This is a genomic window from Kitasatospora sp. NPDC088351, assembly GCF_040685575.1.
Lineage (GTDB): Bacteria > Actinomycetota > Actinomycetes > Streptomycetales > Streptomycetaceae > Kitasatospora.
In genome coordinates this window covers 1-13,881 of the sequence record NZ_JBFBIL010000002.1, presented here as the reverse complement: position 1 = coordinate 13,881, position 13,881 = coordinate 1, and the positions used below count along the sequence as shown (strand labels likewise).

The following is a 13,881-nucleotide window of genomic DNA, read 5'->3' as shown; positions in this document are numbered from 1 at the left end:
CCTGCTACGGCAGGGGTGCCGAGGTCGTCGTGAACGGCCGGGGCCCCGGGAGCGCACACGGCGCTTCCGGGGCCCCGGCCCGACCGGGTCTCAGGAGTGGGCTCCTCCCCGGGTCGAGACGGCGACGTACTGCACCCGCATCGGGTGACCGGGCTCCGTGGCCGGTCCCGCGGTCCCGCCGAGCGCGGCGGGCAGGTGGCCGCCGATCGCCACGTTCAGGATCAGGAACAGGCCGTGGTTCACCGCGCGGTCCCAGGTGGCCGCGTCCATCTGGGTGGCCGTCACCCGGTGGAACTCGCGCCCGTCGAGGTACCAGCGCACCTGTTCCGCGCCGGCCGTCAAGTCGACCTCCACCGCGTACGAGTGGAATCCCGTCCGGCAGTCGGGGCACGGCTGGTCCCCTGAACCGAGCCCCTGCGGCTCCTTGCAGGGCCCGCCGTCGAGCGTGCCGCAGTGCATCGTCCCGAAGACGGAGTCACGGCCGTTGACGGCCTCCATGATGTCCAGCTCGCCGATCGCCGGCCAGCCGGTGTAGCCGTCGCGCAGCGCGCCGCCGAGGGTCCAGAAGGCCGGCCAGTAGCCCGCCGCCGCGGGCCCGGTGACGTCGGGCAGGGCGATCGAGGCCTCGACCCGCATCACCCCTCCGGGCGGCGGCTTGAGGTCGGCCCGGCGGGACTCGATCCGGCCGGAGCTCCACTGACCGTTCTCCAGGGTGGGGACGATCTCCAGAACGCCCTTGCCGTCGAGGCGGACATTGGCGGTCGAGTCCGTCATCGTCTCGATCTCGCCGGTGCCCCACTGGGCCGCCGGGCAGCCCGGGTAGCAGGTGCCCAGGTCGTACTGCCAGTTCTCGGCCGAGGGGCGGCTGCCCGCCGGGCCGTCGAAGTCGTCCCGCAGGACCGTGGTCCAGCCGTCGGCGCCCGGCGCGGTGCGCGCGGGCACCGCCCCGGCCTCGGTGAGCAGCCGCTCCAGCCGGGGGGTGAGGACGACGGCCGCGACGTTGGTCAGGTGCGCGTCGTCGCGGTACAGCAGGATGCGCTCCAGGACGGCCGGGCAGCTGCGGCCCGAGCCGGGGCAGATGACCGAGTTCACCTCGACCGTCCGCACGCCGGGCAGCCGGCCGGCCGCGATCGCCCCGGCGAGCGGGTCCGGCCACTGGGCTCGGCCGCGGTCGAACTCGCAGGCGGCCGGGTGGTCGGTGTGTCCGGAGACGCAGGCCGGGATGTCCGTTCCGGGGATCGGGGTGTCCTGGAGGTAGACGATCGGCACGCCGAGCGCGCGCAGCGGCGTCAGCGTCTTCTCCCAGGCCTCCAGCAGCAGTTGCTGGTCGTCGGTGTAGCGGTTGAGCGAGGCCACCGCGATCAGCTTGGGCTTGGGGCCGTTCTGCAGCCGGGCCAGGCTGTTCGCCCGCCAGGTGTCGCACTCCCGGTACGTCCGACCCAACTGCGGGTTGACCACGGTCAGTTCCGGCAGCGGGCAGCCCTGCTTGACCAACTCCTCCAGCGCCCAGTGGCGTTCTGCCGCGATGGCCAGCATCGGGGAGAACCACTGGCCGGCGTGCGAGTCGCCGAGCAGGACGATCCGGTCCGGGCTGCTGGTCACGCCGAACAGGCAGGCCGGGCTGGTGGTGCTCTCCGGGGCGACCTCGCACTCGCCGTCCGGCGGGAAGTCCTTGCGGGCCTGGACGGCGTCCGGGACGACCGGACCGCCCTTGAGCGGCCCTGCGGTCCTGGCCAGCAGGGAGGTGCCGTCGGGCGAGCCGGGCGGCAGGCCCTGCAGGTCGACCGGGGCGGCCGGCCCGAGCAGCCGGAGCGTCCCGGTGCCGACGACCAGCGCCAGCACCACCGGGATGACGACCGCCGCGAGGCCCAGCGAGAGGCCCCGCCTGGGGAGTTCGGAGACGGTGCGGTTACGGCGCAGCGGCTGCTCGATCCAGCGCAGCGCCGCCATCGCGGGCAGCGCGGCCGCCACGGTCAGCGCGGTCCTGGCCGGCCAGCCGAGCGTCCCGAGCCGGGCCTCGGCGAGCACGAGCACCGGCCAGTGCCACAGGTAGAGGTTGTAGGAGAGGCGGCCGACGGCGCGCGGGGCCCGGGTGCCGAGCAGCCGGGCCACCCCGAAGCCGCCGCCGTTCGCGGCGGGGGCGCCGTCGCGGTCGGGCGTGCCCGCCAGGACGACCAGGGCGGTGGCGAGGGTCGGGACCAGCGCCGCGTATCCCGGGTAGGGGGTGGTGGCGTCGTACCGGACGACGCACCAGACGATCGCCAGCGCTCCGGCCCAGCCGCAGAGCAGGCGCAGCGGGCGCGGTCCGCGCAGCCGGTGCCAGGGCAGCAGCGCGAGCAGCGCCCCCACCCCGAACTGCCAGCCCCGGGACGGCGTGCCGAGGTACGCCAGCGAGACGGAGCCGTGCGTCCAGTGCAGCGACAGGGCGAAGGAGCCGACGGTCAGCAGCACGGCGACGGCGGTCAGCGCGAGCCGGACGGCCCGCTCGCGGCGGACCGCCCGGACCGCGAGGAACACGACCAGGGCCAGCAGCGGGCCCCAGAAGAGGTAGAACTGCTCCTCCACGGCCAGCGACCAGAAGTGCAGCAGCGGGCTCGGGTCCCGCCCGGCCGCCAGGTAGTCGGTCTGCTGGGCGACGAAGCGCCAGTTGGCGGCGGACAGCGCCGCCGCGAGGACGTCGTACTCCAGGTCGGTGCGGCGCAGCGGGACGGTGAGCCAGGCGCCGGCCAGCGCGACGGCGGCGAGCACCACGGCGGCGGAGGGCAGCAGGCGGCGGGCCCGGCGGGAGAAGAACTCCCCCAGCCGGATCCGTCCGGTGGTGACCGCCTCGCGCAGCAGCAGGCCGGTGATCAGATAACCGGATATGACGAAGAAGATGTCCACGCCGACGAATCCGCCGGCCAGGCCGGGGAGGGAGGCGTGGAAGGCGAGCACCGCGAGCACCGCCACCGCGCGCAGGCCTTCGATGTCGGGGCGGAAGCCCGCGGAGCGGGGCGTCCGGCCCGGGGAGCCGGCGCCCGGGGTATCGGAGCCCCGGGAGCCGGAACCGCCGGGCGGGCGGCCGGGAATGGTGTAGGTCTCCGGACGGATCTCCGGAGCCACGGTCGAGTCCATCGGTGTGACGACCTTTCAACCCAGCCAGGGCAGCATCGGGCTGACCCAGCCGGAGGCGAGCAGGGCGGTGAGCACGAGAGTGACGGTGGCGGCCAGCGCTTCGGGCCAGCGCCTGGGCAGCATGCCGCGACGGGCCTGGCGGGCGGCCCGCGCGTCGGCGCGTGCCGCGGCCCGGGCCGGGTCGGCGGGGCGCAGTTCGGCGACCAGGTCGCGGATCAGCGGGAGGCTGATCTGGCACTGCACCGCGAGGTACAGCCCGAGGCCCCAGTTGGGCAGCCAGCCGTTGCGGGCGACGGCCAGGGCGAGCCCGACGGCGGCGGCGCCCACGGAGACGCAGAGCCAGCCGAGCGAGACCAGGACGACCTGGCGGGCCAGGCCGCCGGGCTTGGCGCGGCCCGCGCCGGTGGGCACCCAGGCGGCGCTGCGGCCGCGCAGGGTGTGCCAGAAGGCGGCGCCGGCGGCCACGCTCATGAGGACGTTGGAGCGGATCACCTCGACCCGCCAGCGGGTCCGGCTGATCCGGGGCAGCAGGACGTGCCAGAGCCAGAGCGGGGCGAGCAGCGGGAGGACGTGCCAGGGCCGGATCTGGTCCGGGTACCAGAACATCATCACCAGCGGCGGCAGCGGGGCCGCGAAGATGTTGACGGCGGTGGTCAGGTAGCCGACGACGCCCTCGTAGAAGCAGAACCGCATCCGCCAGGGCGCGCGGATCCGCTTGAGGACGGGCGTGCCGAGCAGGTGCAGGTTGCCCATCGCCCAGCGGTACTGCTGGTTGACGAAGGACGCGAGGTTGTCGGGCGAGGTGCCCTTGGCGACCAGGACCGGCACGTAGAGGGTGCGGAACCCCTGCTCGTAGAGGGAGAGCCCGGTGAACAGGTCCTCGCTGTGGTCGAGTTTGGCGAAGCCGCCGGCGGCGTCGATCGCGGAGCGCCGGTAGACGGCGTTGCTGCCGCAGCAGATGGCGGCGTCGCTGGCGTCCCGGGAGGGCTGGATCCAGCGGAAGAACCACTCCTGGGCCGAACCGGCGGCGCGCTGGATCCAGCCCATCGTCTCGTCGGTGTCGAAGCACTGCGGGCTCTGCACGATGCCGATCCTGGGGTCGGCGAAGTACGGCACCAGGTGGCGCAGGAAGTCCGGCCGGGGCGCGAAGTCGGCGTCCAGGATGGCGATGTACTCGGCCTTGCTCCGGGTGAGCGCGTGGTTGAGGTTGCCGGCCTTCTTGAGGTGTCCGCGGTCGGGGCGGACGACGTACTCGAAGCCGTGCGCGGCCGCCAGTCCGGCGACCTCGGTGCGGTCGGCGTCGTCCAGGACCCAGACGGTCAGCGCGCCGGGCCAGTCGACGGCCGAGACCGCGCGGTAGGCGTTCTCCAGGACGTCGAGCGGCTCACCGCAGGTCGGCAGATAGAGGTCGACGGTCGGCAGTTCGGCCGGTTCCCAGGCGTTGACCAGCACCTCGTGCGACTGCCGGGTGAGCCGGCGCTGGCGCAGGCTGTTGACCGAGGACAGCGCGAGCGCGACGAGGTTGAGCACGAGGACGGCGAGAAAGGCCCACAGGGCCGGGGTCCGCAGCGAGAAGGTGAGCATGGTCGCCGCGGTGAACACGAAGGCGAGCGACGTGCAGATCAGCACCCAGCGGCGCTGTGGCCCGAAATACCAGTAGAGCTCCCGGTCGGAAGGTGGTTGAGGAAGGTGATGGATAGTCATGGGGCCCCCACAGCCGCGTGTCTGACAGCATCCTGGGGCCACCGTACCGCAATTGGTATAGACCATTGGACCATGGACCATGGCCGGAAGTCCCCGGCACCGCGACCGCCCACACTCCGTGATCATTTCACCGTCCGGACCGGTGCCCGGCGGGAATCAGCAGGTCGCGCGGGGGTTAACAGTCGTCCAACTTCCCTGCGGGGCCGCCCTGCGGGCCGCAGCGGCGGGGCCGGGACCTGACGCTCGGTAATGAGCGGACAAGTCGTCAAAGCGAGTTCGTCCGGGGAGAGGCGGGCCGAGGACGGCGTGGCGGACCGGCACGCCCGGCACGGACCGGCCGGGCGGCGGCGACCGGGCGGCAGAACGCACCGACGGGTCCCCGATCCGGGCGCCGGGATCTCCCGCGCCGGGGAATTCGGCCGGGCGGCCCGCTGACGGAGGCGAGCGGGCGGGCCCGGGAGCAGCGGTTCGAGCGGACTCCGTGGTGGCCGTCGGCAGCAACCCCACGCTGCTGACCCGAGGGGGGGCACCTCCCGCCCCGAGGTCGTGCTCCCGGAGAGCTACGGCACGCACGGCAGCTGCATGTCGATCGTCCTCGAAGCAGCCTGAGCCGTTCGAGGACGGGGCCGCGTGAGACCACACGGCCGACGGCCCCGGCCCGACGGTCCCGGATTCCGGGGACCGTCGGGCCGGGGCCGCCGTACGTGTGCGGGCGGTCGCGCCCGCACACGGTCACTTCGCCGCGAAGGCCTTCTCGATGTCCTGGACGACCTTCTCGACCGCGATCGGGCCGGAGCTGCTGCTCCACACCTGGCCGTCCACGCCCGCGACCTGGCCGTTCCCGACGGCCTTCAGCCGGGTGAAGGCGTCCTGCTTGCGGGCGGCCTCCAGGGCCTTCTCGCCCTCGGCGTTGAGGGTGGCGACGAAGATGCGGTCGGCGTCGGCCTTGCCCAGGTTCTCCAGCGACAGCGGGTCGGAGTGCGGCTGGGCGCCCAGGCCGTCGGCGATCGGCAGGGTGGTGGCGCCGGCCTTCTTGAGCATGGCACCCGGCATGTTGGCCGAGTTCATCACGATCGGGCCGTTCGGCATCCATCGCATGACCACGGCGGAGCCGGTCTTCCCCTCGCCGGCCTTCTCGGCGCGCTTGTCCAGGGCGTCGAGCTTGGTGTCCAGGTCGGCCTTGTGGCCCAGCGCCTCGCCGTAGACATCGAGCACCGCCCGCCAGTCGCCGGCCTTGGGCACGACGGTGGGCGCCACCGCGGAGAGCTGGTCGTACTGGGACTTCTCGATCCCGGCGGCGGTCAGGATCAGGTCCGGCTTGGTGTTCAGGATGGCCTCGATGTTGGGCTCCTTCACCGTGGCGACCAGCGGGATGCTCGCGGCGTCCAGGTAGGCGGGCGCGGTGTTGCCGCCGCGGCTGGCGCTGGTGCCCACGGGGGTGACACCCAGGGAGAGCGCGGTGTCCAGGGGGGTGTCGCCGAGGGCGACGACCCGCTTGGGCTCGGCGGGCACCTCCACCGCGCCGAAGGCGGTGGTGACGGAGCGGCGGCCGTCCTTGGCCGAGTCGCCACTGCCACCCGCGGAGTCCCCCGACCCTGAGGAGCCGCACGCGGTCAGGCCCAGGGAGAGGGCGCCGATCACGGCCGCGCCGAGGAGGGACTTCGTAAAGCGGGTGCCAAGCATGAGCGATCTCCGAGCAATGATAGTTTATGGACGAATCACTTGTGAGGTTAGCCTAACCATAGATCAGGCCCTGACGGGGAGGCCCGGTGTGACATTCCGATCAATCCTGCTGCGCGGTCTGCTGCCGGCCGGAGCGATACTGCTGGCCGCCGTTCTGGCGAGCCTGCTGCTCGGCGCCGGCGATGTCGGACCGTCCCGGGCCGCCGCCGCCCTGCTCGGCGGCGGCGACCCGGACTCCCGCTTCACCGTGTTCGACCTGCGACTGCCCCGCACCGCCGTGGCCCTCGCCGTCGGCGCCGCCCTCGGCGTAGCGGGCGCCGTCCTCCAGGCCGCCGCCCGCAACCCGCTGGCCGAACCGGGACTGCTCGGGGTGAGCACCGGCGCCTCCTTCGCCGTGGTGGTGGCCATCGTGTCGGGCGCCAGCGCGGCCACCGTCGGCCCGTACGTCGCGGTGCTCGGCGCCGCCGCCGGCTGTCTGCTGGCCCTGGGCGCCGCCCGGCTGCGCGGCACCGGCGACGACCCGGTCCGGCTGGTCCTGGCCGGCGCCGCCTTCAGCGGACTGCTGACCGCCGGCTCCTCCGTCCTGCTGCTGGCCGACGCGCGGGCCGCCGACGAGATCCGCTTCTGGACCATCGGCTCGGTCGCCGGCCGTGGCACCGACCAACTCCTCTCCGTGCTGCCGATCCTGCTGCTCGGTCTGGTCCTGGCCGCGGCCGTCAGCCCGTCCCTGACCGCCCTCAGCCTCGGGGACGACGTCGCCACCGGCCTGGGCCACCGGCCCCGGCGGGCCCGCGCCCTCGCGATGACCGCCGTCGCCCTGCTGGTCGGCGCCGCCACCGCGGTGGCCGGCCCGGTCTCCTTCGTCGGTCTGGTCGTGCCCTTCGCCGCCCGTGCCCTGGTCGGCCCCGACCTGCGCCGCCTGCTCGCGGTGTCCGTCCTGCTGGGACCGGCCGTGGTGCTGGCCGCCGACGTCGCCTCCCGGCTGGTCGCCCGCCCCTACGAGATGCCCCTCGGCGTGATGACCGCCCTGTTCGGCGCACCCGTCCTGGTCGCCGTCGTCCGCTCGCACAGATTGCCCTCGCTGTGAAGACGCTCCCCGCCCCGGCCGCCCCCCGGCCGGCCGCCGTGTCCGCGCCACCCCCCGGCACCCGGCTGATCGGGGTGCGCGGCCACTCGGTCCTCGTCCCCGTCCGCGCGCTGCTCGGCTGCACCGCGCTGCTGGCCGTCGCCGTCGCCGTCACCGCCGTCTATCTGGCGGTCGGTGAGACCGTCCTCAACCCGCTGGACGCCCTGCGCGCGGCCTTCGGCAACGGCTCCCCCCGCGACGTGCTGGTGGTGGAGAAGCTGCGGCTGCCCCGCGCCGAGGCCGGACTGGCCGTCGGCGCCGCCCTCGGCGCCGCGGGCTGTCTGCTGCAGAGCCTCGCCCAGAACCGGCTGGCCACCCCGGACACCATCGGCCTCAACGACGGCGCCACCGCCTTCGCCGTCGCCTCGGTCACCGGCACCGCCACCCAGCTGCTGCCCTCCGCCGCCGCCCTCACCGGCGCCACCACCGCCGCGGTGCTCGCCCTCGCGCTCGGCGGCGGCGCGGGCCGCAACGGCTACCGCTTCCTGGTGGTCGGTCTCGGGATCGGCGCGGTCTTCGGCGCCGTCACCGACCTGATGCTCTCCCGGGCCGCGATCGACTCCGCCAACGCCGCCTTCGCCTGGACGGTGGGCACCCTCAACAGCCGCGACGCCGACGCCGTCGGCTACCTGGGCATCGGCCTGCTGGTCTGCCTGCCGGTGGCCGTGCTGCTCGGCCGCCGGCTGGCCCTGCTCCGGTTCTCCGAGGCCGTCGCCACCGGGCTGGGCGTCCGGGTCCGCGGCCTGCGGATCGCCGTCCTGCTCACCGCCGTGGTCTGCGCGGGGCTGGCCGTGGCCGTCGCCGGACCGCTCGGCATGATCGCCCTGGCCGCCCCCGAGGCCGCCCGCCGGATCGCCGGACCGCGCTGCGCGGTCCCGGTCCTCACCTCGGCCGCCGCGGGCGCCGTCCTCGTGCTGCTCGCCGACCTGATCGGCCGCACCGCCCTGGCGCCGCTGGAGGTTCCGGTCGGCCTGGTCACCGCCGTCGTGGGCGGCCCCTACCTGCTGTGGCTGCTGCTCACCACCCGTACCCGGAGGACCGCATGACCGCCCCCACCGCCACCGACGCCGCTGCCGCTCCGGGTGCTCCGGGTGCTCCGGGCAGCACCGACAGCGGCACCGCCCCCCGGCTGGAGGCCAGCGCGCTCACCCTGGGCCACGACCGCACCACCGTGGTGCACGAACTCGACCTCCGGCTGCCGTCCCGGCAGGTGACCGTCATCGTCGGCCCCAACGGCTGCGGCAAGTCCACCCTGCTCAGTGGCCTGGCCCGCACCCTCGCCCCCCGCTCCGGCGCCGTCCTGCTGGACGGCAAGCCCCTGCCCTCGCTGTCCACCCGCGCGATCGCCCGCATCATCGGCCTGCTGCCGCAGTCCGCCACCGCCCCGGACGGGCTGACCGTCCGGGACCTGGTCCGCTACGGCCGCCAGCCGCACCAGGGGCTGCTGCGGCAGTGGTCCGCCGGCGACGCCGAGGCGGTGGAGCGCGCCCTGACCGCCGCCGACCTGCACGACCTGGCCGACCGCCCGCTGGACACCCTCTCCGGCGGGCAGCGGCAGCGCGCCTGGATCGCCATGGCCGTCGCCCAGGACACCGACATCCTGATGCTGGACGAACCCACCTCGGCCCTGGACATGGGCCACGCCCTGGAGGTGCTGGAGATGGTGCGCGGTCTGGCCGACCGCGGCCGCACCGTCATCCTCGTCCTGCACGACCTCACCACCGCCTGCCGCTACGCCGACCACATGGTCGCCATGCGCGACGGCCGGGTCGCGGCCCAGGGCGCGCCCCGCGACATCGTCACCCCCGACCTGGTGCGCGAGCTGTACGGGGTGGAGAGCGCGATCCTCACCGACCCGGTCCACGGCACACCCGTCGTCTGCCCCGTCGGCCTGGCCTCCCGCCCCACCGCCCCGACCGGCTGAGGGCCCGTCCGGCGGCGCCGGCCCGCTCCCCGCACAGCCCTGGCGATCTTGCCCGGGCTGTGCGGGGGCACCAGGGCGTGTCTGACAATTCTCGGCGGATCAGCGTGCGGCGTTGGGGTTCGTGCATCGCAAGGCCGCCCCGCCCGCAGGCCGTGGCTGAGCCGGCGTGCCCGGAGCGGTGGGCAGGCCCCTCGGGCGAGGAGGGAGAGGCGGCCGTCCCCCACCGGGCCCCTCTCCCTCCTCTTGCCGGCTCCCGCCCTCTTGCCCGTGTCCGGCGCGCCCGGGCCCTGCGGAGCGGGGCGACGCGCACTCGCGGTGCGGGCCCCGGTCAGGCGCCGACGTAGGCCGCGAGGTGCTCGCCGGTGAGGGTGGAACGGGCGGCGACGAGGTCGGCGGGTGTGCCCTCGAAGACGATCCGGCCGCCGTCGTGACCGGCGCCGGGGCCGAGGTCGACGATCCAGTCGGCGTGCGCCATGACCGCCTGGTGGTGCTCGATGACGATGACCGACTTGCCGGAGTCGACGAGCCGGTCGAGCAGACCGAGCAGCTGCTCGACGTCGGCCAGGTGGAGGCCGGTGGTCGGCTCGTCGAGGACGTAGACGCCGCCCTTCTCGGTCATGTGGGTGGCCAGCTTGAGCCGCTGCCGCTCGCCGCCGGACAGCGTGGTGAGCGGCTGGCCGAGGCTGAGGTAGCCGAGCCCGACGTCGGCGAGCCGGCCGAGGATGGTGTGCGCGGCCGGCGTGCGCGCCTCGCCGGCGCCGAAGAACTCCTCGGCCTCGGTCACCGACATCGCGAGCACCTCGCTGATGTCGCGGCCCCCGAGGTGGTGGTCCAGCACCGACGCCTGGAACCGCTTCCCCTCGCACTCCTCGCAGACGGTGGCGACGCCGGCCATCATCGCCAGGTCGGTGTAGATGACACCGGCACCGTTGCAACTGGGGCAGGCACCAGCGGAGTTGGCGCTGAACAGGGCCGGCTTCACACCGTTGGCCTTCGCGAACGCCTTGCGGATCGGGTCGAGCAGCCCGGTGTACGTCGCCGGATTGCTCCGCCGCGAGCCGCGGATCGCGCCCTGGTCGACCGACACCACACCCGCGCCGGCCGGCCCCGAACCGCTGGCCGGCGACCCATTGGCCAGCGACCCGTACACGAGCGAGCTCTTGCCGGAGCCGGCGACACCGGTCACCACGACAAGCACCCCGAGCGGTATGTCGACGTCGACGTCGCGCAGGTTGTGCGTCGTCGCGCCGCGGATCTCCAGCGTGCCGGTGGGCTTGCGCACCGTCTCCTTGAAGACGGCCCGGTCGTCGAGATGGCGGCCGGTGAGGGTGCCGCTGGCCCGCAGCCCCTCCACGGTGCCCTCGAAGCAGACGGAGCCGCCCGCCGCACCGGCGCCGGGACCGAGGTCGACGACATGGTCGGCGATCGCGATCGTCTCCGGCTTGTGCTCCACGACGAGCACCGTGTTGCCCTTGTCCCGCAGCCGCAGCAGCAGGGCGTTCATCCGCTGGATGTCATGGGGGTGCAGGCCCGTGGTGGGCTCGTCGAAGACGTAGGTCACATCGGTCAGCGAGGAGCCGAGGTGGCGGATCATCTTGACGCGCTGCGCCTCGCCGCCCGACAGCGTGCCCGACGGCCGGTCCAGCGAGAGGTAACCCAGCCCGATCTCCACGAACGAGTCGAGGGTCTGCTGCAAGGTGGCGAGCAGCGGCGCCACCGACGGCTCGTCGAGGCCGCGGACCCAGGTGGCGAGGTCGCTGATCTGCATCGCGCACGCGTCGGCGATGCCGACCCCGCCGATCAGCGACGACCGGGCCGCCTCGCTGAGCCGGGTGCCGCCGCACTCGGGGCAGGCCGTGAAGGTGACCGCCCGGTCCACGAACGCCCGGATGTGCGGCTGCATCGCCTCCCGGTCCTTGGCGAGGAATGACTTCTGGATCTTGGGTATCAGCCCCTCGTAGGTGAGGTTGATGCCGTTGACCTTCACCTTGGTCGGCTCGCGGTGGAGGAAGTCCCGCAGCTCGGTCTCGGTGTAGTCGCGGATCGGCTTCTTCGGGTCGAGGAAGCCCGACTCGGTGAAGATCCGCACGGTCCAGTGGCCGTCCGTGGTGTAGCCGGGGACGGTGATCGCGCCCTCGGCGAGCGACTTGGAGTCGTCGAAGAGCTGGGTGAGGTCGATGTCGGAGACGGTGCCCCGGCCTTCGCAGCGCGGACACATGCCGCCGGTGCGGGTGAAGGTCTGCTTCACGGTCTTGGCGGCCCCGCGTTCGACCGTGATCGCACCGCTCGCCCGGACCGAGGGGACGTTGAAGGCGAACGCGCCGGGCGAGCCGATGTGCGGCTGCCCGAGCCGGCTGAAGAGGATGCGCAGCATCGCGTTGGCGTCGGTGGCGGTGCCGACCGTGGAGCGGGGGTCGGCGCCCATCCGCTGCTGGTCGACGATGATCGCGGTGGTCAGCCCTTCGAGCACGTCGACCTCGGGCCGCGCCAGCGTCGGCATGAAGCCCTGCACGAAGGTGCTGTAGGTCTCGTTGATCAGCCGCTGCGACTCCGCGGCGATCGTGTCGAACACCAGGGAGCTCTTGCCCGAGCCGGAGACGCCGGTGAACACCGTCAGCCGGCGCTTCGCGAGCTCGACGCTGAGGTCCTTGAGGTTGTTCTCGCGCGCACCGTGCACGCGGATCAGATCGTGGCTGTCGGCACCGTGCAGCACAGGCGACTGCGGGTCCGTCCTCGTGGCCCTGCTCATCGTCTCTCCCTCTCTTACGCTCTCTTGCGCGAGGCCGCCTTCGCGGCTCCGTCGGCGTCGCCCGGCTCGATCCGGCCGGCTTCGCGCAGTACGTTCTTCTCCCCCGGCGGCGCGGTCGCGGCGGCGGTCCGCCGGCGGTCCGATCGGCGGTGGCGGCCGGCGGGGTCGGCCAGGGGTGGCGCGACCCCGGTCGGCTGACGCCGGCCGGGGTCGCTCCCAGCACAAGAACCAGGGCATCCACGCCTTCGGTCCGTGGCCCCTCCGGCGCCGACCACGCGGCGCGGGGTCCGCCGCAAGGGTAACGCCCGGTTCCCGGGGCCGGAGCCTACTGCTTGCGCGGCTGGCTGAAGCGGAGCATGTTACCGGAAGGGTCGCGGAAGGCGCAGTCGCGGACGCCGTACGGCTGGTCGATCGGCTCCTGCAGCACCTCGCCGCCCGCGGCGCTGATGCGCTCGAAGGTGGCGTCGCAGTCGTCGGTGCTGAAGATGACGCCGCGCAGCAGGCCCTTCGCCAGCAGCTCCGCCATGACGGCCTTGTCGGCGGACGAGGCGTTCGGGTTCGCGAGGGGCGGTTCGAGGACGATGTCCACATCGGGCTGCGACGGCGCGCCGACGGTCACCCAGCGCATCCCCTCGAACTTGACGTCGTTGCGCACCTCCAGGCCGAGAACGTCCCGGTAGAAGGCGAGCGCCCGGTCGTGGTCGTCAACGGCGATGAAGCACTGTGAAAGTCTGATGTTCATGCGCTTCACGCTACGGGCGGGGCACGCGTTTCGCTTCTCCATTCCTGACCGGTCGTGTGTGGATCTTGGCGATGCAGGCCGGGATGGCGGCGCCCTCGTCATGGCTGCGGGCCCGGTACGAGCTCGGGCTCTCGCCGACCAACTCGGTGAACCGCGAGCTGAACGACCCCAGCGATGTACAGCCGACCGCGAAGCAGACCTCCGTCACCGACAGGTCGCCGCGCCGCAGCAGCGCCTTGGCCCGCTCGATCCGGCGCGTCATCAGGTAGCTGTACGGCGTCTCCCCGAAGGCGGCGCGGAAGCTGCGGGAGAAATGGCCCGGCGACATGAGGGCGGTACGCGCCAGCGCCGGAACGTCGAGCGGCTCCGCGTAGTCACGGTCGATCAGGTCACGGGCCCGGCGCAACCGGACAAGGTCCTCCAACGTCACACACCCACCATCCCACAGCGGCCGTGCCCTGCGCGTGATGCCGTAAATACACAGCAATACACGGCCGTAAACGCAGAGAACCCCCACCCGGAATCGGGTGGGGGTTCTCTGGAATGATTGTTCGGCGGCGTCCTACTCTCCCACAGGGTCCCCCCTGCAGTACCATCGGCGCTGTGAGGCTTAGCTTCCGGGTTCGGAATGTAACCGGGCGTTTCCCTCACGCTATGACCACCGAAACACTATGAAACTGTCAACCGACCACGCACCATTGGCGTGGGGTCGTTGTTTCAGAACAACACAGTGGACGCGAGCAACTGAGGACAAGCCCTCGGCCTATTAGTACCGGTCAACTCCACCCCTCACAGGGCTTCCATATCCGGCCTATCAACCCAGTCGTCTACTGGGAGCC

General features: G+C 73.2%; 9 protein-coding genes and 2 rRNA genes. 3 read left to right on the top strand and 8 right to left on the bottom strand.

What is annotated here, in order from left to right; all coding sequences use genetic code 11:
- Nucleotides 1-90 precede the first annotated feature (90 nt).
- The 3 genes from AB0P06_RS01610 to AB0P06_RS01600 form a co-directional block, all read right to left on the bottom strand.
- Nucleotides 91-3,114 carry an acyltransferase family protein gene (locus AB0P06_RS01610; protein ID WP_363604219.1) on the bottom strand — a complete coding sequence of 1,008 codons (3,024 nt, stop codon included), beginning with the start codon at nucleotides 3,112-3,114 and terminating at the stop codon, nucleotides 91-93.
- 15 nt (nucleotides 3,115-3,129) lie between these two features.
- Nucleotides 3,130-4,818, bottom strand: coding sequence for a cellulose synthase catalytic subunit (locus AB0P06_RS01605; RefSeq protein ID WP_363604218.1), 1,689 nt, complete (start codon nucleotides 4,816-4,818; stop codon nucleotides 3,130-3,132).
- 732 nt (nucleotides 4,819-5,550) lie between these two features.
- Nucleotides 5,551-6,501: an ABC transporter substrate-binding protein gene (locus AB0P06_RS01600; RefSeq protein WP_363604217.1), complete on the bottom strand. Its 951-nt coding sequence runs from the start codon at nucleotides 6,499-6,501 to the stop codon at nucleotides 5,551-5,553.
- A gap of 88 nt (nucleotides 6,502-6,589) precedes the next feature.
- Here AB0P06_RS01600 and AB0P06_RS01595 point away from each other — a divergent pair, with 88 nt between their 5' ends.
- From AB0P06_RS01595 to AB0P06_RS01585, 3 genes are read left to right on the top strand one after another with little or no spacing between them, the layout of a single operon-like run.
- Complete coding sequence (locus AB0P06_RS01595; protein ID WP_363604216.1) at nucleotides 6,590-7,588, top strand: iron ABC transporter permease; 999 nt, start codon at nucleotides 6,590-6,592, stop codon at nucleotides 7,586-7,588.
- Nucleotides 7,585-8,673 carry an iron ABC transporter permease gene (locus AB0P06_RS01590; RefSeq protein WP_363604214.1) on the top strand — a complete coding sequence of 363 codons (1,089 nt, stop codon included), beginning with the start codon at nucleotides 7,585-7,587 and terminating at the stop codon, nucleotides 8,671-8,673. The genes AB0P06_RS01595 and AB0P06_RS01590 overlap by 4 nt, the downstream gene beginning before the upstream one ends.
- Nucleotides 8,670-9,551, top strand: coding sequence for an ABC transporter ATP-binding protein (locus AB0P06_RS01585; protein WP_363604212.1), 882 nt, complete (start codon nucleotides 8,670-8,672; stop codon nucleotides 9,549-9,551). Before AB0P06_RS01590 ends, AB0P06_RS01585 begins: the two co-directional genes overlap by 4 nt.
- A gap of 328 nt (nucleotides 9,552-9,879) precedes the next feature.
- Here AB0P06_RS01585 and AB0P06_RS01580 read toward each other — a convergent pair whose 3' ends face one another.
- The 5 genes from AB0P06_RS01580 to AB0P06_RS01560 all read right to left on the bottom strand — a co-directional run.
- Nucleotides 9,880-12,300, bottom strand: a complete 2,421-nt coding sequence (locus AB0P06_RS01580) for an excinuclease ABC subunit UvrA (protein WP_363604210.1) — start codon at nucleotides 12,298-12,300, stop codon at nucleotides 9,880-9,882.
- 325 nt (nucleotides 12,301-12,625) lie between these two features.
- Nucleotides 12,626-13,042: a VOC family protein gene (locus AB0P06_RS01575; protein ID WP_363604209.1), complete on the bottom strand. Its 417-nt coding sequence runs from the start codon at nucleotides 13,040-13,042 to the stop codon at nucleotides 12,626-12,628.
- 10 nt (nucleotides 13,043-13,052) lie between these two features.
- Nucleotides 13,053-13,472 carry a helix-turn-helix transcriptional regulator gene (locus tag AB0P06_RS01570; RefSeq protein ID WP_363604207.1) on the bottom strand — a complete coding sequence of 140 codons (420 nt, stop codon included), beginning with the start codon at nucleotides 13,470-13,472 and terminating at the stop codon, nucleotides 13,053-13,055.
- Nucleotides 13,473-13,591: 119 nt separating this feature from the next.
- Nucleotides 13,592-13,708, bottom strand: a 5S ribosomal RNA gene (gene rrf, locus AB0P06_RS01565).
- Between the two features lie 80 nt (nucleotides 13,709-13,788).
- A 23S ribosomal RNA gene (locus tag AB0P06_RS01560) occupies nucleotides 13,789-13,881 on the bottom strand; the annotation flags it as partial.

Excerpts from the sequence above, each read along its gene's own strand:
- AB0P06_RS01610 (WP_363604219.1), bottom strand. The coding sequence starts at position 3,114 with ATGGACTCGACCGTGGCTCCGGAGATCCGTCCGGAGACCTACACCATT.
- AB0P06_RS01600 (WP_363604217.1), bottom strand. The coding sequence starts at position 6,501 with ATGCTTGGCACCCGCTTTACGAAGTCCCTCCTCGGCGCGGCCGTGATC.
- AB0P06_RS01575 (WP_363604209.1), bottom strand. The coding sequence starts at position 13,042 with ATGAACATCAGACTTTCACAGTGCTTCATCGCCGTTGACGACCACGAC.
- AB0P06_RS01580 (WP_363604210.1), bottom strand. The coding sequence starts at position 12,300 with ATGAGCAGGGCCACGAGGACGGACCCGCAGTCGCCTGTGCTGCACGGT.
- AB0P06_RS01605 (WP_363604218.1), bottom strand. The coding sequence starts at position 4,818 with ATGACTATCCATCACCTTCCTCAACCACCTTCCGACCGGGAGCTCTAC.
- AB0P06_RS01585 (WP_363604212.1), top strand. The coding sequence starts at position 8,670 with ATGACCGCCCCCACCGCCACCGACGCCGCTGCCGCTCCGGGTGCTCCG.